Annotated in this window: 17 protein-coding genes; 8 read left to right on the forward strand and 9 right to left on the reverse strand. The window is 65.9% G+C overall.

Annotated features, from left to right (window positions below):
• Positions 1 to 259: 259 nt before the first annotated feature.
• Entirely contained in the window at positions 260 to 3,109 is a 2,850-nt protein-coding gene (gene uvrA, locus ACFFJK_RS16500) for an excinuclease ABC subunit UvrA (protein WP_379680571.1), read from the reverse strand.
• 460 nt (positions 3,110 to 3,569) lie between these two features.
• On the opposite strand from uvrA, the gene ssb reads away from it, so the two are divergent.
• The 3 genes from ssb to ACFFJK_RS16515 all read left to right on the forward strand — a co-directional run bounded on the left by ssb (position 3,570) and on the right by ACFFJK_RS16515 (position 5,518).
• Positions 3,570 to 4,067 (forward strand): single-stranded DNA-binding protein, encoded by a 498-nt coding sequence (gene ssb, locus ACFFJK_RS16505; RefSeq protein WP_258827380.1) that lies wholly within the window; start codon positions 3,570 to 3,572, stop codon positions 4,065 to 4,067.
• Positions 4,068 to 4,173: 106 nt separating this feature from the next.
• The gene (locus tag ACFFJK_RS16510; protein WP_379680573.1) at positions 4,174 to 5,010 is read left to right on the forward strand and encodes a helix-turn-helix domain-containing protein; all 837 of its coding nucleotides are present in this window, start codon (positions 4,174 to 4,176) and stop codon (positions 5,008 to 5,010) included.
• A gap of 91 nt (positions 5,011 to 5,101) precedes the next feature.
• Positions 5,102 to 5,518, forward strand: coding sequence for an SRPBCC family protein (locus ACFFJK_RS16515; protein ID WP_379680575.1), 417 nt, complete (start codon positions 5,102 to 5,104; stop codon positions 5,516 to 5,518).
• Positions 5,519 to 5,530: 12 nt separating this feature from the next.
• Here ACFFJK_RS16515 and ACFFJK_RS16520 read toward each other — a convergent pair whose 3' ends face one another.
• From ACFFJK_RS16520 to ACFFJK_RS16555, 8 genes are all read right to left on the reverse strand, one after another.
• The gene (locus tag ACFFJK_RS16520) at positions 5,531 to 7,567 is read right to left on the reverse strand and encodes a tetratricopeptide repeat-containing diguanylate cyclase (protein ID WP_379680577.1); all 2,037 of its coding nucleotides are present in this window, start codon (positions 7,565 to 7,567) and stop codon (positions 5,531 to 5,533) included.
• A gap of 182 nt (positions 7,568 to 7,749) precedes the next feature.
• A complete protein-coding gene (gene mnhG, locus ACFFJK_RS16525; protein ID WP_379680579.1) occupies positions 7,750 to 8,154 on the reverse strand; it encodes a monovalent cation/H(+) antiporter subunit G in 405 nt (134 codons plus the stop codon).
• Positions 8,151 to 8,429 carry a K+/H+ antiporter subunit F gene (locus ACFFJK_RS16530; protein WP_379680580.1) on the reverse strand — a complete coding sequence of 93 codons (279 nt, stop codon included), beginning with the start codon at positions 8,427 to 8,429 and terminating at the stop codon, positions 8,151 to 8,153. Before ACFFJK_RS16530 ends, mnhG begins: the two co-directional genes overlap by 4 nt.
• Positions 8,413 to 8,946 (reverse strand): Na+/H+ antiporter subunit E, encoded by a 534-nt coding sequence (locus ACFFJK_RS16535; RefSeq protein WP_379680582.1) that lies wholly within the window; start codon positions 8,944 to 8,946, stop codon positions 8,413 to 8,415. Before ACFFJK_RS16535 ends, ACFFJK_RS16530 begins: the two co-directional genes overlap by 17 nt.
• Positions 8,943 to 10,589: a monovalent cation/H+ antiporter subunit D gene (locus ACFFJK_RS16540; protein WP_379680583.1), complete on the reverse strand. Its 1,647-nt coding sequence runs from the start codon at positions 10,587 to 10,589 to the stop codon at positions 8,943 to 8,945. The genes ACFFJK_RS16535 and ACFFJK_RS16540 overlap by 4 nt, the downstream gene beginning before the upstream one ends.
• Positions 10,586 to 10,930: a Na+/H+ antiporter subunit C gene (locus ACFFJK_RS16545; protein ID WP_379680584.1), complete on the reverse strand. Its 345-nt coding sequence runs from the start codon at positions 10,928 to 10,930 to the stop codon at positions 10,586 to 10,588. The genes ACFFJK_RS16540 and ACFFJK_RS16545 overlap by 4 nt, the downstream gene beginning before the upstream one ends.
• A complete protein-coding gene (locus tag ACFFJK_RS16550) occupies positions 10,930 to 13,854 on the reverse strand; it encodes a monovalent cation/H+ antiporter subunit A (RefSeq protein WP_379680585.1) in 2,925 nt (974 codons plus the stop codon). The genes ACFFJK_RS16545 and ACFFJK_RS16550 overlap by 1 nt, the downstream gene beginning before the upstream one ends.
• Positions 13,855 to 13,887: 33 nt before the next feature.
• Positions 13,888 to 14,763, reverse strand: a complete 876-nt coding sequence (locus ACFFJK_RS16555; RefSeq protein ID WP_379680586.1) for a universal stress protein — start codon at positions 14,761 to 14,763, stop codon at positions 13,888 to 13,890.
• 181 nt (positions 14,764 to 14,944) lie between these two features.
• Here ACFFJK_RS16555 and ACFFJK_RS16560 point away from each other — a divergent pair, with 181 nt between their 5' ends.
• The 5 genes from ACFFJK_RS16560 (at position 14,945) to ACFFJK_RS16580 (ending at position 21,322) form a co-directional block, all read left to right on the forward strand.
• Entirely contained in the window at positions 14,945 to 16,705 is a 1,761-nt protein-coding gene (locus tag ACFFJK_RS16560; protein WP_379680588.1) for an ABC transporter ATP-binding protein, read from the forward strand.
• A 538-nt stretch (positions 16,706 to 17,243) separates the two neighbouring features.
• Positions 17,244 to 18,398: an MFS transporter gene (locus ACFFJK_RS16565; RefSeq protein ID WP_379680589.1), complete on the forward strand. Its 1,155-nt coding sequence runs from the start codon at positions 17,244 to 17,246 to the stop codon at positions 18,396 to 18,398.
• Positions 18,399 to 18,645: 247 nt separating this feature from the next.
• Positions 18,646 to 19,305 (forward strand): DUF4254 domain-containing protein, encoded by a 660-nt coding sequence (locus ACFFJK_RS16570; RefSeq protein ID WP_379680591.1) that lies wholly within the window; start codon positions 18,646 to 18,648, stop codon positions 19,303 to 19,305.
• Positions 19,302 to 20,156: a glycosyltransferase family 2 protein gene (locus tag ACFFJK_RS16575; protein ID WP_379680593.1), complete on the forward strand. Its 855-nt coding sequence runs from the start codon at positions 19,302 to 19,304 to the stop codon at positions 20,154 to 20,156. Before ACFFJK_RS16570 ends, ACFFJK_RS16575 begins: the two co-directional genes overlap by 4 nt.
• Positions 20,153 to 21,322: a glycosyltransferase family 9 protein gene (locus ACFFJK_RS16580; RefSeq protein ID WP_379680594.1), complete on the forward strand. Its 1,170-nt coding sequence runs from the start codon at positions 20,153 to 20,155 to the stop codon at positions 21,320 to 21,322. Before ACFFJK_RS16575 ends, ACFFJK_RS16580 begins: the two co-directional genes overlap by 4 nt.
• The last annotated feature ends 10 nt before the right edge of the window (positions 21,323 to 21,332 follow it).

Genomic DNA, 21,332 nt, shown 5'->3' on the forward strand with positions numbered 1-21,332 from the left:
GGGTGGCTGGAAGGGCAGCCCTAGCGAAACCAAGGCTGGCCCTATTACCATGCTGCACGGCCTCCAGCGGTTCAACGGAGTGATGCAGGGTTGGAGACTTGCAAAGATGTGGGGCTAGGTTAGGGCGAAGGCCGGGATCCAAATTTTGGTGCGTATCACTTACATGTAAAGCAGTGAGAACGCAACGGACTTGGGTTCCGGCCTTCGCCGGAACGACGATTCGAACGCTAGCGGCTAGCTTCGGGCGATCGACTACCGCTCAGGCCCTCAACAACGGCTTCAAATACTTCCCGGTCACGCTCGCCTTGTTCTCCGCCACATCCTCCGGCGACCCGCTCGCCACGATCGTGCCGCCCCCCGCGCCGCCTTCCGGTCCCAGGTCGACGATCCAGTCGGCCGTCTTGATGACGTCGAGGTTGTGCTCGATGATCGCCAGCGTATTGCCCTGGTCGCGCAGGCGGTGGATCACCTTCAGCAGCAGGTCGATGTCGGCGAAGTGCAGGCCGGTGGTCGGCTCGTCCAGGATGTACAGCGTGCGGCCCGTGTCGCGCTTGGACAGCTCGAGCGACAGTTTCACACGCTGCGCCTCGCCGCCCGACAGCGTGGTCGCGCTTTGCCCCAGCTTGATGTAGCCCAGGCCCACGTCCAGCAGGGTCTGCAGCTTGCGCGCGATGACCGGCACCGGCTTGAAGAACTCGTGCGCGTCTTCTACTGTCATGTCCAGCACTTCGGTAATGCTCTTGCCCTTGTAGTGCACCTCGAGCGTCTCGCGGTTGTAACGCTTGCCGTGGCAGACGTCGCAGGGCACGTACACGTCCGGCAGGAAGTGCATCTCGACCTTGATCACGCCGTCGCCCTGGCAGGCTTCGCAGCGGCCGCCCTTCACGTTAAACGAGAAGCGGCCCGCCGAGTAGCCGCGTTCCTTCGCGGTCGGCACCGTGGCGAACAAATCGCGGATCGGCGTGAACACGCCGGTGTAGGTCGCCGGGTTCGAGCGTGGGGTGCGGCCGATCGGCGCCTGGTCCACCGAGATCACCTTGTCGAAGTGCTCCAGGCCGTGGATCGCGTCATGCGGCGCCGGCTCGGTCTGCGAACCGTACAGGTGGCGCGACAGGGCCGGGTACAGCGTGTCGTTGATCAGGGTCGACTTGCCCGAACCCGAGACGCCCGTGACGCAGGTCATCAGGCCGACCGGCAGCGTGAGCGACACGTTTTTCAGGTTGTTGCCGGTGGCGCCGGTGATCACCAGCTGGCGTGCCGGATCCATCCTGGTGCGCTTCTTCGGCACCTCGATCTTGCGGCGGCCGTCCAGGTACTGGGCGGTCAGCGAATGCTCGCTCTGCATGATCTCCGGCAGCGAACCGGCCGCGATCACCGCGCCGCCATGCACGCCCGCGCCCGGACCCATGTCGACGATGTAGTCGGCGGTACGGATTGCATCCTCGTCGTGCTCCACCACCAGCACGCTGTTGCCGATGTCACGCAGGTGCTTCAGGGTCGCGATCAGGCGGTCGTTGTCGCGCTGGTGCAGGCCGATCGACGGCTCGTCCAGCACGTACATCACGCCGGTCAGGCCCGAGCCGATCTGCGAGGCCAGGCGGATGCGCTGCGCCTCGCCGCCGGACAGGGTATCCGCGCTGCGGTCGAGCGACAGGTAGTCCAGGCCGACGTTGTTCAGGAACTTCAGGCGCGCCGTGATTTCCTTGATGACGCGCTCGGCGATGTCCTTCTTGGCGCCAGTCAGTTCCAGCGTTTCGAAGAAGGCGAGGGTGTCGCGCAGGGGTTTATCGGAGACTTCATAGATCGCGCGCTGCTGCGCGCCCTGGCCGATTTTCACGTAACGCGCTTCGGTGCGCAGGCGCGCGCCGTCGCAGGCCGGGCATTTCTTCTCGTTGATGAACTTGGCCAGCTCTTCCTTGACCGCCATCGAGTCGGTTTCGCGGTAGCGGCGCTGCAGGTTGTTGACCACGCCCTCGAAGGTGTGCTCGCGGATCACGGTGCGGCCGCGCTCGTTCACATAGCTGAACGGGATCGCGGTCTTGCCCGAGCCGAACAGCACGGCATCCTGCGCCGTCTTCGGCAGCGTCTCGAAAGGTTTGTCGAGGTCGAAGTCGTAGTAGGCCGCCAGGTTCTGCAGCATCTGGTAATAGAACTGGTTGCGGCGGTCCCAGCCCTTCACGGCGCCGGAGGCCAGCGACAGGTGCGGGAAGGCGACGATGCGCTTCGGATCGAAGAACTCGATGTGGCCCAGGCCGTCGCACTCCTGGCAGGCGCCCATCGGGTTATTGAACGAGAACAGGCGCGGCTCGAGTTCCTGCAGCGAGTAGCCGCAGACATTGCAGGCGAACTTGTTCGAGAACACCGTTGCCTTCTCGGTGTCCATTTCATAGGCGACAGCGCGGCCGTCGGCTAGGCGCAGGGCCGTTTCAAAACTTTCGGCCAGGCGCTGCTTGATTTCCGGGTTCACCTTGACGCGGTCGATGACGACGTCGATGCTGTGCTTTTCCGTCTTTTTCAGCTTCGGCAGATCGTCGATCTCATGGATTTTCGCTGCGTTCACGCCGCTCTGGATGCGGAAGCGCACGAAGCCCTGGGCCTGCATGGCCTGGAACAGGTCGCCATGCTCTCCCTTGCGGCTGGCCACGACCGGCGCCAGGATCATCAGCTTGGTGCCTTCCGGCATGGCCAGCACGGCATCGACCATCTGCGACACGGTCTGGGCCGCCAGCGGCTCGTGCGGGTGCTGCGGGCAGTACGGGGTGCCGACGCGCGCGTACAGCAGGCGCAGGTAGTCGTGGATTTCGGTGACGGTACCGACCGTGGAACGCGGGTTGTGCGAGGTCGCCTTCTGCTCGATGGAAATCGCCGGCGACAGGCCCTCGATCAGGTCGACGTCCGGCTTTTCCATCAATTGCAGGAACTGGCGCGCATAGGCCGACAGCGACTCGACATAGCGGCGCTGGCCTTCGGCGTACAGGGTGTCGAAGGCGAGCGAGGACTTGCCCGAACCGGACAGGCCGGTGATGACGATCAGCTTGTTGCGCGGCAGGTCGAGGTTGATATTCTTGAGGTTGTGCGTGCGAGCACCGCGGATCCGAATTTCTTCCATTAGGTTTTTTGCAGGCTTTCAGTAAAGTTTGCAGGGCCGGCGCACAAAAGACTGTCGCGGTGAGCGGGCCAATCAGGGAGAACCTAGTAGTGTAGCGGGTTTTTCGAAGTGCTGTACATGCATCCAGCACTTTTATGCCGCCAAGACACGTTTCGATGATAATCTGGAACCATGCACCCGGTAACAGGTGGCAAGGTGTGCCTGGGCTGTCCTGTATGTGGGCCGTTTGCGCTGCCGTTCAATGACAAAGCGTTCAGATCCAGAAAATTTTCGAGGATTGGCGGGTCAAACCCGGGATTTTCATGCTCGACCTGGCGCAATCGGGCACGTGGTCAGCGCCACAAAATGTCCTTTTTTTCTCTGCCTTTCGGCCCCATAATAGTTGGTTGCAGCACCACGTTCCCTGACGTTGAGTACCCACGCAGAGTCAGGGCTCTACAAAATTTATTGGAGTAATAACATGGCATCAGTCAACAAGGTCATCATCGTCGGCAACCTGGGCCGTGACCCGGAAATCCGCTACATGCCGAGCGGCGACGCGATCGCGAACATCGCGGTGGCCACCTCGTACAAGTCGAAGGACCGCCAGACCGGCGAACAGAAAGAGCTGACCGAGTGGCACCGCATCTCGTTCTTCGGCCGCCTGGCCGAGATCGTCGGCCAGTACCTCAAGAAGGGCTCGTCGGTCTACGTCGAAGGCCGCCTGCAGACCCGCAAGTACACCGACAAGGACGGCATCGAGCGCTACGCAACCGATATCATCGCCGAGAACATGCAGATGCTGGGCGGCCGCCAGGGCATGGGCGGCGGCAACGACATGGGCATGGATGACGGCGGTGGCTACGAGCCGCAGCAGCGTCCGGCCCCGCGCCAGGCCCCGCCGGCCCCGGCCGCCCGCCCGCAGCCGCAGCGCCCGGCGCCGAACTTCTCGGACATGGACGACGACATTCCGTTCTGAACCCGGCTTCCTGTAGCAGGAAGCTCTCTCGAAAGCCACATGCGTCTATGACGCATGTGGCTTTTTTATTACCATGCCGGTTCCGATTTCATACAGGTGGCGGCGCATGAGAAACGTGATCCTGCCGGACGCCCGGCTGGCCAGATATGTCAGGATGTTCATGGTGGGACGCTTCGACGGCGGACTCGTTCACCTGCCGGCGTCGGCGGATATCCAGCTGCTTATCTACCTCGACGGTGGCGCATCGATGCACGATGCGCGAGGCGGCTGCGCGGCACTGCCGGATAGTTTCGTTGCAGGTGCAACGATGCAGCCGCGCTTGTACGCGGTCAGTCCCGGCAGTACTTTTTTCGGCATCGTGTTTCGCCCTGGAGGATTCCGCGCCTGTTTCGGCATACCCGCCGACCTGCTTGCCGGACAGCTTGTCGCGCTCGATGCCCTGCTTCCAGGCAGTGTCGTGCATCGCTGGCGCACCCGGTGCCATGATGCCCGTGGAACGACCGAATTGCTGCAGGCGGCCGCGTGGCTGCTCACCGCGATGGCGCCGGCATCGCGCCCCGTTCCACCGATGCCTGTGCTGCCGCTGGGCGCCCTGCTGCAACCGGTGCCGGGCCTGGCGGCAAGGCTGGGCGTGAGTCCGCGCCAGTTCGAGCGCCGCTTCCTGGCCGACTACGGCATTGCGCTGCGCGATTTCCGGAGGCTGGCACGCTTTTCCTGCAGCCTGGCACGGTTGATGTCGCATTCCACCCGGTGCCGCCCGGTCCTGGCTGATATCGCGGCCGATGCGCACTATAGCGACCAGGCCCATTTCACCCGGGATTTCCAGCAGTTCGTCGGCGCCACACCCGGCCACTACCTGTTGCGCCGCGCGGCAGAGGATTCCATCTATCGCCTGTGGCAATTTGATCGGGACACACTCGACGCTTATACCGACCTGGCGTGATGGGCCCGGGCAAACGCATGTCGCTTCGGTTCAAGCTTTTCCTGCGCGACGATCCTATGCTCGTGCATCGCTCAGTGAGGGAGAAACCAGCATGGAAATTGTCGAGTCCATTCTCATCGAAGCATCCCCGGCAGCCGTGTTCGCCATCTATGCCGACGTCGCGCGCTGGCCGGCATGGGATCCCGATACCCGTGCCGCCAGCATCGATGGCAGCTTCGCCAGCGGCGCCACCGGCCGACTGGCGCCGGCCAAGGGTTTCGAGGTGCCAATGCAATTCATCTCGGTCGAGCCGGACCGGGGATTTACCGTCGCGTCGCGCGTGCTGTTTTCGACGATGCTGTTCGACCACACGTTGCACCCCACGGGCGCCGGGGTCGTCGCGACGCACCGGGTGTCATTCCACGGGCCTTGCGCCTGGTTCCTGCGGCATCTGGTCGGCAGGCGGGTCCGGCACGGCTTGCCGGTCACGATGCGGCGCCTGAAAGCTTTTGCCGAGGGCCGCTCGTAAGGTTTTCCGGCGCTACGCCGGCGCGTCGGGGCTCGGCCCGTGCACGCACACGATCTCGACCAGCCCTTCTGCCGAAGCGGCGCCCGCCGCACCGTCGAGCGCAGCCAGCACCGTTTCCACCGGCGCGCGCATGCCGCTGACGATGCGGGCCTGGTTGCGGCCCTGCGCCTTGCCCTGGTATAGCGCCCAGTCCGCCAAGCGGATCGCGCCCTCCCATTCGCCAATGTCGGCAGCGCACAGCGAGGCCACGCCTGCGGTGAGGGTGACCGGCACACGGCAGGTTTGCGCATCGACCGGCGCGGAACCGACCGCATCGAGGATTCGCCTGGCCAGTACGGCAAGGTGGTCCGGGTCGGTAGCAGGGGCGTAGACCAGGAATTCCTCGCCGCCCCAGCGCAGCACGATGTCGGTATCGCGCACGGCCGCAGCAAGGCGGCGGGCGACTTCCACCAGTACGGCGTCGCCCACTGCGTGGCCCCAGCGGTCGTTGATGCTTTTGAAATGGTCGATGTCCATCAACACGAAGCAATCGGTGCCGGAAGCGGCGCCCGCACGCCGGTCTTCCTTGCTTGCGCTTCGGGTACGCATCTTTTCCAGGAACGCGCGCCGGTTGTGCAGCCCCGTCAGCGGGTCGCGCATCGAATGGTATTCCAGTTGGCGGTTGAGCTGCTGTAGTTGCGCATTGCTGCGTGCCGCGCGACGGTACAGCACATAGACGATGGCACAGGCCAGCACGGTGAGCACGATGGCAAAGCCGGTCGCCCACTGCGCCCTGCGCCGGCTGGCCAGCTCGGCGTCCTTCAGGACGTTTTCGCGTTGCAGGAGTGCGATCTGGCGGGTACGCTGGCTGGCATCGAATTCTTCCTGCAGGGCTGCGATGGCACGATCGCGGGCGCTACGGGCGCTGCGCTGCTGCAGCGCCTGCTGTTCGCGGACGGTCGCCAGCGCGTTGCGGTGCAACCCCGCGGCTTCCTGCATGCGGCCTTTCTCATCCAGCATGGCTTCCAGGTCCGCCACGGCACCGGCTTCGCGCAGCTGGACGATGACGGCATCGACGTATGGCTCGCCTTGCGCCATCTTTCCTTGTCCCATCAGGGCAAAGCCCAGGTTGGCCTTGGCCATGATGATCAGGTTCTCGTCCTTGACCCGGGTGGACACCTCCAGGGCCTTGCGCGCCTCGTCTTCGGCGCGCATGTAATCGCGCTGGCGCAGGAAGTAGTCGGCGATATTGCCGCGGATCGAGGCTTCGATGCCGCCCAGTCCTGCGCGCTCGGCCAGGACCAGCGCCTGCTGGAAGGCAATGATGCCCTCGCCGTCACGCCCCAGCCTGATCAGGGCGATGCCTTCGGTAAGCTGCAGCGCAGCGATCGACGTGGCGGCGGCGCCCGTTTCGGCCACACCCTGGCGCGCCGTTTCGACCGCCTTTTCCGGGTGGTCGGTATTGATGTACAGGTGCGCGATTCGCCCGTACAGGGTGGCGCGGTGGTCGCCCGCGTCGGCCATGCCCTCCAGCTGCCGCAGTGCGCGCAGGTAGGCTTCCAGCGCCTTGTCGAACCGGGCCCGCGCGTTATGGACATCGCCCAGCACGCTGTCGACCGACGCAACGACGGTCGGCGGCGCATCGACCGGCACCTCGGCCACGATATTCTCCAGCACTGCCTGCGCCTTGTCTGCCTGGTGCTGGTCAAGCAGTTGCCGTACTTCGCCAAGGCGGGCACGCGCCGCGGTCGCGCTGTCCTTGTGCGCGAGGGCGAGCGCGCGTATCTTGCGCTCGACGGCGTACGACTGTTCCCGCTGGCCGGCGTCTTCCCTGAGCCAGACTTCGGTGCGCAGCATATCCCGGTGCAAGGCATACGGTACTGTCTCGCCCATGGAGGCTTGCAGGATTTCCAGCTTGCGCAGGGCTGCCCCGGTCGAGCGTTCGGCCAATTCATGGATCGCACGCAGTTCCGCCCGTGCGTCGGCCGAAGACAGGGCGCCATGGGCATTGGTTCCCAGCAGCGAAGCGGCAAGGAGGAGCGCGGAAACAACGCGGCGGGAGGAAAACATGGCGACAATCGGTAAGAACGCTTGGCAAAGGAACTGCGATACACAGTTACCGATTATCGACTGGAATTATTATTGCCTCAATGGAATACTAGACTTGAGGCTTGTACGCTACGTCCATGATGTTCACGCACAACAGTAAGAAAGCGGGCTGGCGTGCGCGCAGCGGGCGGCAGCCGCTGCGCCTACCGGGGTTCGGGCGGAAGCTCGTTTTCTTCCACGCGGGTGGTGATGCTGTACACGTCGCCGGCCGTTGCGCCGGCATCGTGCCGGCGAGCCCGCAGGTCGCGGTAGACCGCGGCGCGCATGACCGTCATGGCCACCACGGGCGCCGTCAGCAGCAGGAACACTGCGATGATGAGCTCGTGGATCACGAGGCGCGACTGCGTCACCGTGAAGTAGATCATCGATGCCAGCAGCAGGCAACCGGCGCCTAGCGTCGTCGCGATCGCGGGGCCGTGAATGCGCTGGTAGAAGTTGCGCAGCCGTAGCAGGCCGAGCGCGCCGGTCAGGATGATGCTCGCGCCCAGTATCAGCAGCAGCGCCACCGGCAACGCGGCCCAGCCGGGAAGGTGTTCGATGCCGCTCATTCGATGATCTCCCCGCGCATCAGGAATTTCGCCAACGCCACCGTTGACACGAAGCCCACCAGTGCGATGAGGATCGCGACCTCGAAGTAGATCTGGGTGCCGAAGCGGATGCCCAGCACGAGCGCCAGCAGCATGCCGCACATCCACAGCGTGTCCAGGGCCAGTACGCGGTCGTGCGCCGAGGGGCCGATCAGCAGGCGTATTGCACAGAAGGCCATCGCCACCAGCACGCACACCAAGGCGTAACCAATCGACAGCTCAAGCAGGGTTTCCATTCTTGTCCTCCGGGTTGTAAGTGTCGCCCTCGAAGATCTCGATCAACGGTTGCTCGTAGCGCAACTTGATGGTGTCGACCCACCACTGCGCGTCATGCAGGTCGAATACGTGCAGCGAGAGTTCGTACCGATCGGGCAGGATCTCGACCCATACCGTCCCCGGCGTCATGTTGATGAGGCAGGACAGCATGGCCAGGCCGTAGGGGTCGCGTATCGTCAGCGGCACGCGGATGAACTGCGAGTTGACGGTCTGGTAGTCCCTGAACAGGATGATGCGGCACACGTTGAAACAGGAACGCACGACTTCGACCAGGGCCATCCCCATCAGCCGCAGGAAGGTGAGCGGCGCGCGCAGGCGTGGGTAGCCGAACGGCTGCAGGCGGCGCGACAGCAGCGGCACCGCGATGCCGAGCGCGGCGCCGAACAGCACATTGGCCGGATCGAGCGCCTGGTTGAGCAGCAGCCACATGGCGCACAGCGCCAGCGACACGATGGGGTAGGGCAGCCACGGCATCATGGTGCCTCCGCAGTGTGGGTGGGCGCCGGCACGGAAGGCGTACCGCGCACCCGGTCGATGTACAGGCCGGGCCGGTGGATGTCGGCGCTGGCCCGCGCCAGGTAGTCGAACACCGGCTGCGCCTGGATCGTGAGCAGCACCGACACCAGCAGCAGCCCGGCCACCGGCATCGCCTCGGCCGCATGCAGGCGCGGCGGCCCCATGATTTCCGCGGCCCAGAAAGTGCGCACGCCAAAACGCATCAATGACACGATGGTCACCAGCCCGGACACGAACACCAGCGCCATCAGGCCCCATCCGGTGCCGTCGATGGCCGGCATGCCCGGCCCCGGGTTGAGCAGGGCGTGGAACATGCCGAACTTGGCGACGAAGCCCGACAGCGGCGGCAGTCCGGCAATGGTGAGGGCGCAGGCGGCGAAGGCCAGCGACAGGAAGGCCATGGCCGCCGGCAAGCCCTTGCCCTTCGGCTCGGCCGGCAAGTCCTCGACCGCGAACGCTTCCATCGTCAGCGCCAGCATCGCCGCGCCGGGCGTGCGGATGCGGTCGATCAGCTCGATCAACAGTACGAAGGCGGCAACCGCCAGGGTCGAGGCGACGAAGTAATACAGGCCAGCCGTCACCAGCAGCGGCTGGCCGTAGCCGATGACCGCCAGCAGCGTGCCCGAGGAGACGATCGCGGCATACCCTGCCATGCGCCCGGCCGTGTCGGTGGCCAGCATGCCGGCGGCGCCGAACACGATGGTCGCCATGCCGCCCCACAGCAGGGCATCGTAGCCGAAGCGCAGGGTGTCCTCGAAGCCCGCTTCGGTACCCTGTGGAAAAACGAGCAGCCAGATGCGCAGGAGCACATACGCGCCGACCTTGGTCATCAGGACCAGCATCACCGCCACCGGCGGCGACGCCGCCGCATAGGTGGTCGGCAGCCAGAAGCCGAGCGGCCACATGGCGCCCTTGACCAGGAAGGCCAGCGCCAGCACCGCCACCCCGGCCTTGAGCAGGCCGGCCTCGGGGTCGACCAAGGCGGGAACACGGCCGGCCAGGTCGGCCATGTTGAGGGTGCCCGTGGTCGCGTAGATCATGGCGACCCCGATCAGGAACAGCAGCGACGCCGCCAGGTTCACCACGATGTATTGCATGCTCGCGCGCAGGCGCGCCACGTTGTAGCCGTGCAGGAGCAGGCCGTAGGAGGCCGCCAGCATCACCTCGAAGAACACGAACAGGTTGAACAGGTCGTGCGTCAGGAAGGCGCCGTTGATTCCCATGAGCAGGAACTGGAACAGCGAGTGGAAGTGCACGCCGATGCGGCTCCAGCGCGGCTGCGCGTAGTGCAGGGCGGCCAGCGCCATCAGCGCGGTCAGCACCAGCATCATGCTCGACAGGCGGTCGGCCACCAGCGTGATGCCGAAGGGCGCGGCCCAGTTGGCGGCGAAGTAGACGCCGATGTTGCCGGTGAAGCCAGGCCCGCCGCCGTCGGCCAGCCATACCAGGGCCAGCGCGTTGGCCAGCAGGGCGAGCACCGAGCCGTAGGCGAGCGCGAACTTCAGGTGGTGCCGGCCTTGGGTGAGGGGCGCCAGCAGCGCGCCGCACAACAGCGGCAGCAGGACCGGGACGACGACAAGGTGTTGGGTCCAGGCAAGCGTCATGCTTCCGGCTCCTCTCCGTCCACATGGTCGGTGCCGGTGATGCCGCGCGAGCCGATCATCACCACCAGGTACAGCGCAGTGGTGGCAAAGCCGATGACGATGGCCGTGAGCACGAGCGCTTGCGGCACCGGGTCGGCCAGGGCCGCCGGGTCGGGCGTGGTGCCGGCGGGCGTGAGCGGCGGCCGGTCCACGGCCAGCCGGCCCATGGCGAAGATGAACAGGTTCACGGCGTAGGACATCAGCATCAGCCCGGTGAGTACCTGGAAGCTGCGCGGGCGCAGGATCAGCCAGATGCCCGATCCGAACACGATGCCGATGGCGATCGAGAGCACGGCTTCCATTACTGGATCTCCTTGGTTGGGGCGAGGGCGGCGCTGGCGGCGCTGCCCGGGTTGCGGGTGGCGCCGGGCGGGACGCGGCGGCTGCGCAGCGACTGGTGCGCGAGCGCCACCAGGATCAGCATCGTGGTGCCGACCACCACGAGGAACACGCCGAGGTCGAACACGAATGCCGAGGGCAGGTGCAGTTCGCCCAGCAGCGGCAGGGTGACGTGGGCGGTATGGCTGGTCAGGAAGGGGTAGCCGAACAGCCAGGCGCCGATGCCGGTGCCGCAGGCCGTCGCCAGGCCCCAGCCGATCCAGCGGTGCGGACGCAGGCGCAGGTGCGATTCGACCCAGTCGGTACCGGCTACCATGTACTGCACGATGAGGGCGGTGGCAAAGATCAGGCCCGCCACGAAACCGCCGCCCGGCAGGTTATGGCCGCGCATGAAGAAGAACACGGCCATCACGCCCATCACCGGCAGCAGGAAGCGCAGGTAGACCGCCTGCACCATCAGGTAGCCGCTGCTGGCCTGCTGCGCCGGTTTCTGGGTGATGGCCGGGTCGGCGTCGCTGGCCTGCTGGAACGGAATGGCGATGCTTTCGGGCGCCGGCCGGAAGCGGCGCAACAGCGCGTACACGGTGAGCGCCACCGCCGACAGCACGGTGATCTCGCCCATGGTGTCGAAGCCGCGGAAGTCCACCAGCAGTACGTTCACGACGTTTGATCCGCCGCCCTCGGGCAGCGCGCGCAGGACGAAGAAGTCGCGCAGGCTGGCGTTGCCGGGCAGGGTCAGCACGGCATAGCTCGCCGCTGCCAGCCCCAGCCCGCCGGCGACCGCCACCAGTGCGTCGCGCGAGCGGCGCACCCAGGTCCCGGGCGGGATGCGTTCGGCCAGGTTCGACGGCCGCAGGCGCGGCGGCAGCCAGCGCAGGCCGAGCAGGATCAGCACCGTGGTCACGGTCTCGACCATCAGCTGGGTCAGCGCCAGGTCGGGCGCCGACAGCCACAGGAAAGTGACGCTGGTGACGAAACCGGTGCCGCCCACCAGCGCCAGCGCCACCAGCCGGTGGTACTTGGCTTTCCAGGCGGCGGCCACCGCGCAGCCGGCGCCGATCAGCCACAGCAGAGCGAACAGCGGGTCGGCCTTGGTCAGCGGCGGGACGATCAGGTCCTGGACCGGCTTCGCCAGCAGCAGGGGCACCGCCACCAGGGCCAGCATCATCAGCAGCAGCTGGGGCTGCAGGCGGCGCGTCCCGGTCCAGCGCAGCAGCCATGCGGCGCCCTGCGACAGGCCGAGCAGGGTGCTTTCGTACATCTGCGCGCCTTTCAGGCGGTGCAGCACGGGCACCCGGTCGCGCTCGCGCAGCTCGAACTGGTTGCGCAGCAGCAAGTAGCACAGCACGCCGCCGCCCAGTGCCACCAGGCTCATCACGAGCGGCAGGTTGAATCCGTGCCAGATTGCCAGGCTGTACTCCGGCATGGCGGGGCCGAGCACCGACTGCGCCGTCACCGCCAGCACGTCGCCCACCACGCGTTCCGGCAGCACGCCCACGGCAATGCACAGCAGCACCAGGCATTCGATCGGCACCCGCATCCAGCGCACCGGTTCGTGCGGTTCTTCCGGCAGGTCGTGCGCGAGCGGCCCGAAGAACACGCTGATGAAGCGCAGCGAGTACACGACGCTGAACAGGCCCATCGCCACGGCGGCGATCGACATCCACCAGTTCTCGGTGCCTCCCACGTGCATGGTCTCGGCAAAGAACATTTCCTTGGACAGGAAGCCGTTCATCAGCGGCACACCGGCCATGGCGGCGCTGGCCACGATCGCCAGCGCCGCCGTGTGCGGCATGGCGCGCCTGAGGCCGCGCAGCATGCGCATGTCGCGCGTGCCGGTTTCGTGGTCGACGATGCCCACCGCCATGAACAGCGAGGCCTTGAACACGGCATGGTTCATCGTGTGGAAGATCGCGGCCACCACCGACAGCGGCGTGCCGATGCCCATCAGGACCGTGATCAGCCCGAGGTGGCTGATGGTCGAATAGGCCAGCAGCCCCTTCATGTCGTGCTGGAAGATCGCAAAGAAGGAACCGATCACGAGGGTGCAGACCCCGGCGCTGCCCAGGAGCCAGAACCATTCCTCGGTACCGCCCAGGGCCGGCCACAGGCGCATCAGGAGGAACACGCCGGCCTTGACCATCGTGGCCGAATGCAGGTAGGCGGAGACCGGCGTGGGCGCGGCCATCGCATGCGGCAGCCAGAAGTGGAATGGGAACTGGGCGCTCTTGGTCAGTGCCCCCAGCGCCACCAGGACCAGGGTCGGCAGGTACCAGTCGTGGGCGCGGATGGTGTCCCCGGCCGCCAGCACCTTGTCCAGATCGTAGCTGCCGACGATATGGCCGAGCAGCAGCACGCCGGCCAGCAGGCACAGGCCGCCGATGGTGGTGACGGTAAAGGCCATGCGCGCGCCGCGCCGCGCGTCGTTGCGCTCCTGCCAGTAGCCGATCAGGAGGAAGGAGGTAGCGCTGGTCAGCTCCCAGAACACGACCAGCTGGATCAGGTTGCCCGACAGGACCACGCCGAGCATCGCGCCCATGAAGGCCATGATGTAGGCGTAGAAGCGGGCGACCGGGTCGCGCCGTGACATGTAATAGCGCGCATAGAGCAGCACCAGCAGGCCGATGCCCAGCACCATGATCGTAAATACCCAGGCCAGGCCGTCCATGCGCAGGACCAGGTCGAGCCCGAGCGATGGCAGCCAGGAGAAGCGCGCCTGCAGCACTTCGCCGGATGCGATGGAACCGAATTGGGAGACGGCCAGCACCAGCGCGGCAACGGTAATGGTGCCGGAGATGGCGGCCGGCCGGTTGCGTGAAGCGGTGGGCATGCACCCGGCCAGGAAGGCGGCGGTAAACGGCAGCAGGACGAGCAGCAGGAGCATCATCGGGCTTGCCCTCCGTGGCGGCAGCGGTGCGGATCAGCCATCGCCGCCTCCTTGTGCCGCGGGCACCACCAGTGTGTCGCAGGCCAGGTGCTGCAGCAGGTCGTCGCTGCGGCTGCCCATGAACACGCGCGCCATGCCGGACTGGCGCCGCACCCCGAGCACCACCAGCTGCAGCGCCTGCTCCAGTGCGTAGCGGGAGATGGTGTCCGGGACGCTGCCGTGGCCGATGAAGGTCGCAATGTGCTCGCGCGCGCCGGCGGGCAGGGCGCAGCTGTCGAGGAAGCGTTCGCTCGCCGCCAGGGCTTCCTGTACCGCGCCGGCCACCGGCTCCGCAACCGCCTCGAGGACATGGAACAGGACGATCCGGCGTCCCGGGAACAGGCGGACGGCGGTGGCGAGCGCGCGCCGCGCCGCGTCCGAGAAATCGTTCGCCACCAGGATCCGGTCGTAACTGCCGCGGGTGCGCTGGCGCACCACCAGCAGCGGCTGCATCAGGCTTTGCGACAGGCGCTCGGCGGTGGAGCCGAGGATCAGCTGCTGGAAGGTGTCTTCGCCGGATGCGCCGGTGACGACCACGGTGTCGTCGAGGGCAGAGGCCGCGCCGAGGATGTTGTCGATGACGTCCCCCTCCATCACTTGCAGGGAGGGGGAAAGTCCGGTGCCGGCGAACTCCGCCTCCAGTTCGCGGCGCGCGGCAAGTTCGAAGGCTCCGGTGGTGCGCTCACCGTCCAGCCACGAGCTGACTTCCTCGGGCGTACGGGGGCCTTCGCGCACGGTCAGGACGACGAGTTCGGCCTGCCATTCGCGGGCCAGTTGCTTCGCGCGGTCCAGTGGACGGTCGCAGCGCGCGCACAGGTCCGTCGCGAGCAGCAATCGCTGGGGGGATGGTCCGCTGGTACTGTCGTTCAAACAAACCTCCATGCTGGAGTGAGTGGCAAATGGCTCTACTTTACTGTTTTTGCATGGGAAAAGGCAACGCGTTACTCTGAAATCAACTTAAATTCGTAGTGGGCGGAACGCGTGCTCGATGCGGGCAACGACCGGGAACGCCGTGCGCCGCCCCGAACGGCCGCGTTGGTAGCATGCCGACATGCACATCCTCTGGATCTACCTGCGCCCGCACTGGCGCCTTGCCGCGCTGGCGCTGCTGCTGGCCGCTGCCGCACAGGTCCTGAACCTGGTCGACCCGATCATCTTCGGGTGGATCATCGACGACTATGCGCTCAACCCCGGCAGCCGGTCCGACGACGAACTGGTGGCGGGCGTGCTGCGCCTGCTGGGCCTTGCCGTGCTGGTGGCCCTGCTGGCGCGCCTGGCCAGGGCGCTGCAGGAATACGTGACGCGCCTGGTCGTGCAGAAGCTGGGGGTGGCGATCTTCAACGACGGGCTGCGCCACGTGCTGCGCCTGAAATACCAGGAATTCGAAGACCTGCGCAGCGGCGAGACGCTGTCGCTGCTGCAGAAGGTGCGCGCGGACAGCGAACGTTTTATCAACACCTTCATCAATACCGTGTTCGCGTCGCTGGTCGGGGTGGGCTTCCTGGTGTGGTACGCGGTGACGAAGCACTGGCTGCTGGTGCCGGTGTTCCTGGTCGGGGTGCTGGTGCTGGGCGGGCTGACCGGATTGCTGAGCCGCGAGATCAAGACCCAGCAGCGCTCGATCGTGCGCGAGACCAACCGCAACTCCGGCTTCATCACCGAATCGCTGCGCAACATCGAACTGATCAAGAGCCTGGGCCTGACCTTTACCGAGATCCGGCGCCTGAAGGCACAGACCGACAGCATCTTCGCGCTCGAGATGCAGAAGGTGAAGCGCATCCGCCTGCTCTCCTTCCTGCAGGGCAGCACCCTGAGCCTGTTGAAACTGGCGATCCTGTTCGCGCTGCTGTGGCTGATCTTCCGCGACGTCCTCTCGCCCGGCGAGCTGATCGCCATGCAGTTCATCTCGGTGGCGATCTTCGCGCCGCTGCAGGAGCGGGGCAACATCATCCTGGCGCACCGCGAGGTGGAGGCGTCGCTGCTCAATTTCCGCAACCTGATGGACAAGCCGATCGAACGGCGCCCGCAGGACTTCGTCGAGATCGGGCCGCTCGAGCAGATCCGCTTCGCCGAAGTCGGCTTTCGCCACAAGGGGGCGCCGGAGGACGCATTGGTCGACATCTCGTTCAGCGCCTCGCTGGGCCAGACGGTCGCCTTCGTCGGCCCGTCCGGCTCGGGCAAGTCGACCCTGGTAAAACTGCTGGTCGGACTGTACACGCCGGCGCGCGGCAAGGTGTACTACAACGAGATCTCGACCGAAGACCTGCGCTACAACGAGGCGCGCCGCCAGATCGGCTTCGTGACGCAGGAAACGCACCTGTTCGCAGGAACGATCCGCGACAACCTGCTGTTCGTGAAGCCCGATGCGAGCGACGCGCAGATCATCGCCGCGATGGCGCAGGCGTCCTGCGCCGGCCTGGTGGAAAAAGCGCCGCAGGGGCTGGACACCGTCATCGGCGAGCGCGGCATGAAGCTGTCGGGCGGCGAGAAGCAGCGCCTGTCGATCGCCCGCGCCCTGGTGCGCGAGCCGCGCCTCTTGATTTTCGACGAGGCGACGTCGGCGCTCGATTCGCTGACCGAAGAGCAGATTACCAACACCGTGCGCAGCATTTCGGCGCGGGCCAGCCAGATCACGATCCTGATCGCGCATCGGCTGTCGACCGTCATGCATGCGGACACGATCCACGTGCTGGAGAAGGGCCGTGTCGTCGAAACCGGTTCGCACGATGCGCTGGTGGCGCAGAAGGGACTGTATTACGCGATGTGGCGCCAGCAGATCGGCGAGCGTCCAGTGCCCGCCCATCTGTCTTAGCCGGCGGCGCGGCCGCAGGAACGGCGATCAGACGGCCTGCAGATACCGCTGCGCTCGCTTTGTATTTCACAATTGAAGTATTAAATGAGCGTAATAGATTTAGTGAATAATGGATATAAAGAGACTGAAGATTTATTGCCCAGCTCGATTATCTTTTAAATCCATTTGCACCAATGCATATTGTGAGCAGTTCTAGCGATCTCAGCATTTCTTGAGTTTTCTCAAGTTCTGAGTGCAGCATGCCTGCCGCGAAAACTTCACGAACTCAGCAGTAATTTCCTTCATTTGTACGCTTTTGCAGCACTTCTTTGCTGCTTTCCCATGCTTTTGTGCAGCTTCGACAATGAAGTTGTCATCTTTGCGTCGACGCAAAACAACGGTCAAAAATTTTTTTCCGTACGGCAAACACAAATTTTTTCTGGTGTTTAAAATTGCCGTCCATCAGCTTCCTGACGTCAATTTTTAAATCGATGTTTTATTTCAGGTCCGGCTGGCAGTTCTGAATACACCCGAAAAAATTTAACAATTGACCGTTTCGATGCACACCACTGTTTCCGCACCGCGTACTTCCACTTTCGCGCAGACCCAGCAATACACTCTGCCGGTCCTGTTTGCACTGTTCGGCCTGGTCATGGGCTCGTGGGCTGGCCGTATCCCGGCCCTGGCCGAACGCGTCCAGGTCTCCCACTCGGCACTGTCGATGGTGCTGTTGTGCGGCGGCCTCGGCGCCGTCCTGTCGTTCCCCGTCTCGTCCTTCCTGATGGGCCGTTTCGGCGCCCGCAAGTCGCTGCTGATCTCCGGCATGGCGCTGCTGGCCGTGCTGGTCGCGATCGGCATGGCGCCGACCGTGCCGCGCCTGATGCTGGCGGTCCTGATGCTGGGCCTCACCGCCAGCACCTACGACGTCGCCATCAACTCGGCCGCCACCAAGCGTGAAAAGGATACCGGCAAGGCCGAACTGTCGAAGCTGCACGGGATCAGCTGCGCCGGCGGCCTGGCCGGCGCCACCCTCGGCAGCCTGATGGCCAGCATGAAGATTGCTCCGGCCACCCACTTCATCATGCTGGCCGGTCCGCTGGCCCTGCTGCTGTGGGCTGCTTTCAGCATGATGGATGCCGACGACAGCACCGAGCAGGTCGAGAAGAAGTCGTTCTCGCTGCCGCGCGGTCCGCTGGCACTGCTGGGCGCGCTGGGCTTCCTCGGCGCCATGTGTGAAGGCAGCATCGCCGACTGGAGTGGCGTGTTCCTGAAAGAGCACTTCGGTGCATCGGACGCCCTGGCGCCGCTGGCCCTGTCCTCGTTCTCGGTGATGATGCTGCTGGCGCGCCTGGTCGGCGACAAGCTGAAGGTCCGCTTTGGCGCCCAGCGCCTGGTGACCATGGGCTCGACGGTGGGTGCGGCCGGCCTGTTCTTTGCCGTGATGGCGCCGAACGCCTACGCCGCCCTGGCCGGTTTCGCGATCGCCGGCCTCGGCCTGGCACTGCTGTTCCCGTTCGTGTTCAGCGCCGCAGGTAGCCAAGGACCCATGGCCCTGGCCGCCGTTGCCAGCATGGCCTACAGCGGCACCCTGATGGGTCCGCCCGTGATCGGCGGCATCGCCCACTTCGTCGGCATGCAGGGCGCGATCGGTTATGTCGGCGGCCTGGCAGTGGTCATCGCCCTGGTCGCCAGCCGCACCCGCCTGCTGAAGTAATGATTCAGCCGGCCGCGGCCGGCAAGTTCCTCCTGCGCCGTCCCCGGACGGCAACCCTCTCCTCGCGCGGCGAGAGCCGCATTTCCACGCAGACGTGCCACAAGCCGTCTGCGTTTTTTTTGCATTCTCCTTGTTGCGGCACCCGGTTTGCGCTATCCCAAGCGGGGCGTAGCATCACCGAACTTCACCGATTCCGCTGTCTCCAACGGATGTGTTCCCAGTCGAACCTGTCCATGACGGAGACCCCATGTCCAGCACAGTCGATGCTGCCACCCCTGTCGCGGCCCTTGCTGCCGCTGCGGTGACGCAGTTCCATGACGACGAGCTCTCCCGGCCCGACTGGCCGGCTCCGCATCGGGCGGGCGAGCTGCCCGGCGCCTGGCGCGCCATCGACACCAATCACCGCTGCAACTGCCAGCTCTGGCAGGAGGAAGACCGTGCCCGCCGGGTCGACGTCCCTGCGGCCGAGATCGCCGCCAGCAAGCGCCTGATCGACCGCTACAACCAGCAGCGCAACGACGCGGTCGAGGCGATCGACGAGGCCTTGCTTGCGGAACTCGACTGCGCCGATCCGGCGCCCGGGGCACGCCTGTCGAGCGAGACGCCCGGAGCGATGATCGACCGCCTGTCGATCCTGTCGCTCAAGATTTACCACATGCGCCTGCAGACCGAACGCGGCGAAGCGGGGCGCGAGCACGTGCAGGCGTGCAGCGCCCGGCTGCAGCGCCTGATCGCGCAGCGCCATGACCTGGCGGCCTGCCTCGACCAGCTGCTGCGCGAAGCGCGTGCCGGCCAGGCCTATTTCAAGGTGTACCGCCAGTTCAAGATGTACAACGACCCGGCGCTCAATCCCTACCTGTACGGGCGGGCCGCCGGCGAGCGCAGCGCCGGCCAGGAGCGGCCTTGAGCCTGCCGCGCATCGATGTCCTCGTGCCCACCTGCGGCCGGCCTGCAGCGCTGGCAGTCACGCTGACATCGATCAGTGCGCAGGATTATCCCGACCTGCGCGTCGTGGTCTCGGACCAGACCGAAGGAGCAAGTGCCCTCGGCCGGCCCGAAGTCGTGGCCGTGCTGCGCTACCTGCAAGCCAGGGGCCGGCCTGTCGAGACCTGGCACCACCTGCCGCGGCGCGGCATGGCGGAACAACGCGCCTTCCTGTTGGCGCAGGCACAAGGGGAGTGTTGCCTGTTCGTCGACGACGACGTCATCCTCGAACCGGACCTGCTCACCCGCCTGCAGCGCCTGCTTGCACAACACCGGTGCGGCTTCGTCGGCAGCGCCCTCCATGGCCTGAGCTACCTCGGCCAGCAGCGGCCCGAGCAGGAACAGATCAGCTTCTGGGAAGGGATGGTCGAGCCGGAAACCGTGGTTCCGGGTAGCGGCGCCTGGCCAAGGCACCACCTGCATAGTGCCGCCAACCTGTTTCACCTGCAACAGCGCCTTGGCGCACCGCGCGAGGCATCGCGCGCTTACCGCGTGGCCTGGGTGGGCGGTTGCGTCCTGTTCGATACCGCCAAACTGCGGGCTGCGGGCGGCTTCGAATTCTGGCGCGCGCTGCCGGCCGAGCACTGTGGCGAAGACGTGCTTGCGCAATTGCGCGTGATGGCCCGCTTCGGCGGCTGCGGCATCTTGCCATCGGGCGCCTATCACATGGAATTGCCCACGACACTGCAGGCGCGCGACGTCGACGCGCCCTGGGCCTTGCCGGTACAAGGCAGCCCGCCGGCCGGGCCTGGTTCGGAGCAGGCAGGGCCGTGAGCCGGTACGCCCACCACCAGCATGCCGGCCGCCTGCCTGGTGTTGCGAAAATCGCCGTGTTGCGCCCGAATGCCGTGGGCGATTTCGTGTTCGCGCTCCCGGCCTTGCATGCGCTGAAGCAGGCTTATCCGGACGCCGAACTCGTCTTTCTCGGCAAGGCCTGGCATGCGCAGTTCCTGCAAGGCCGGCCCGGTCCGGTCGACCGGGTCATCGTCATGCCGCCGGTTCCGGGTGTGGGCGCGCCGGTCGACGGCACGGCCGACGCCGCCCTCGTGGACAGGTTCGTCGGCCAGATGCGTGCCGAGCGCTTCGACATCGTGGCCCAGATGTATGGCGGCGGACGCTATTCGAACCCGTTCACCATGTGCCTGGGCGCGCGCCTGACCATCGGCGCCTGCGCCCGCGACGCCGCGCCGACCGACCGCTGGGTTGCCCACGTCGAGCCGGGGAACCGGCGGCTGGCCTTGCTGGAGCTTGCGGCCCTGGTCGGAGGCGTCATGCCATTCCTTTCGCGCGAGCTGGCTGTCACGGCAGCAGACCGCGACGAGGCCGCCCGAGTCCTGGCTGGACACGGGCTGTCTGAAAAACCTCTGACTGGAAGGTGCCTGCCTGGGCAGGACCGGCCTGAACATACCCTCTCTAACGGCCCCGCGCCTGAAGGGGAAGCTCGGCGGCTGGTAGTGCTGCAGCCCGGCTCGTCCGACCCGCGCCGCTGCTGGCCGGCGGACCGGTTTGCCGCCATCGGCGACGCGCTCGCCGGCGCCGGCGCCGTCGTCGCGGTCAATGGCACGGTGGACGAGGCGCCCCTGGTGCGCCAGGTGGTCGCCGGCATGCGCCACCCTGCCATCGACCTGGCCGGTGCGCTGGGTTTGGGCGGGCTGTGCGGCCTGCTCGAGCGTGCCCGGCTGGTCGTGTCGAACGACACCGGACCCCTGCACCTGGCGCTGGCCATCGGTACCCCGGCCGTGGGGGTGTTCTGGCACACCAACCTGCTTGACGGGGCGCCATTGCGGCCGAGCCTGTTGCGCGCTGCCGTTTCCGCTCGGGTTCGTTGTCCGGTGTGCGGCCTTGATAATCGCGCTGCCCGCTGCGCACATCAGGCCAGTTTCGTGGCGGAGGTGAGCGTCGACGAGGTAGCCGGCCATGCACTGTCACTCCTGCGGTAAGCCGCCAGGC

The organism is Massilia consociata, from assembly GCF_042432755.1.
Taxonomy (GTDB): Bacteria; Pseudomonadota; Gammaproteobacteria; order Burkholderiales; family Burkholderiaceae_D; genus Telluria; species Telluria consociata.

Bases quoted from the DNA above. Each gene is read 5' to 3' on its own strand.
- ACFFJK_RS16535 (WP_379680582.1), bottom strand. From the start codon at position 8,946: ATGATGCCGTGGCTGCCCTACCCCATCGTGTCGCTGGCGCTGTGCGCC.
- ACFFJK_RS16565 (WP_379680589.1), top strand. From the start codon at position 17,244: ATGCACACCACTGTTTCCGCACCGCGTACTTCCACTTTCGCGCAGACC.
- ACFFJK_RS16540 (WP_379680583.1), bottom strand. From the start codon at position 10,589: ATGACGCTTGCCTGGACCCAACACCTTGTCGTCGTCCCGGTCCTGCTG.
- ACFFJK_RS16520 (WP_379680577.1), bottom strand. From the start codon at position 7,567: ATGTTTTCCTCCCGCCGCGTTGTTTCCGCGCTCCTCCTTGCCGCTTCG.
- mnhG (WP_379680579.1), bottom strand. From the start codon at position 8,154: ATGAGCGGCATCGAACACCTTCCCGGCTGGGCCGCGTTGCCGGTGGCG.
- uvrA (WP_379680571.1), bottom strand. From the start codon at position 3,109: ATGGAAGAAATTCGGATCCGCGGTGCTCGCACGCACAACCTCAAGAAT.
- ACFFJK_RS16550 (WP_379680585.1), bottom strand. From the start codon at position 13,854: ATGATGCTCCTGCTGCTCGTCCTGCTGCCGTTTACCGCCGCCTTCCTG.
- ACFFJK_RS16510 (WP_379680573.1), top strand. From the start codon at position 4,174: ATGAGAAACGTGATCCTGCCGGACGCCCGGCTGGCCAGATATGTCAGG.
- ACFFJK_RS16515 (WP_379680575.1), top strand. From the start codon at position 5,102: ATGGAAATTGTCGAGTCCATTCTCATCGAAGCATCCCCGGCAGCCGTG.
- ACFFJK_RS16545 (WP_379680584.1), bottom strand. From the start codon at position 10,930: ATGGAAGCCGTGCTCTCGATCGCCATCGGCATCGTGTTCGGATCGGGC.
- ssb (WP_258827380.1), top strand. From the start codon at position 3,570: ATGGCATCAGTCAACAAGGTCATCATCGTCGGCAACCTGGGCCGTGAC.
- ACFFJK_RS16570 (WP_379680591.1), top strand. From the start codon at position 18,646: ATGTCCAGCACAGTCGATGCTGCCACCCCTGTCGCGGCCCTTGCTGCC.
- ACFFJK_RS16530 (WP_379680580.1), bottom strand. From the start codon at position 8,429: ATGGAAACCCTGCTTGAGCTGTCGATTGGTTACGCCTTGGTGTGCGTG.
- ACFFJK_RS16560 (WP_379680588.1), top strand. From the start codon at position 14,945: ATGCACATCCTCTGGATCTACCTGCGCCCGCACTGGCGCCTTGCCGCG.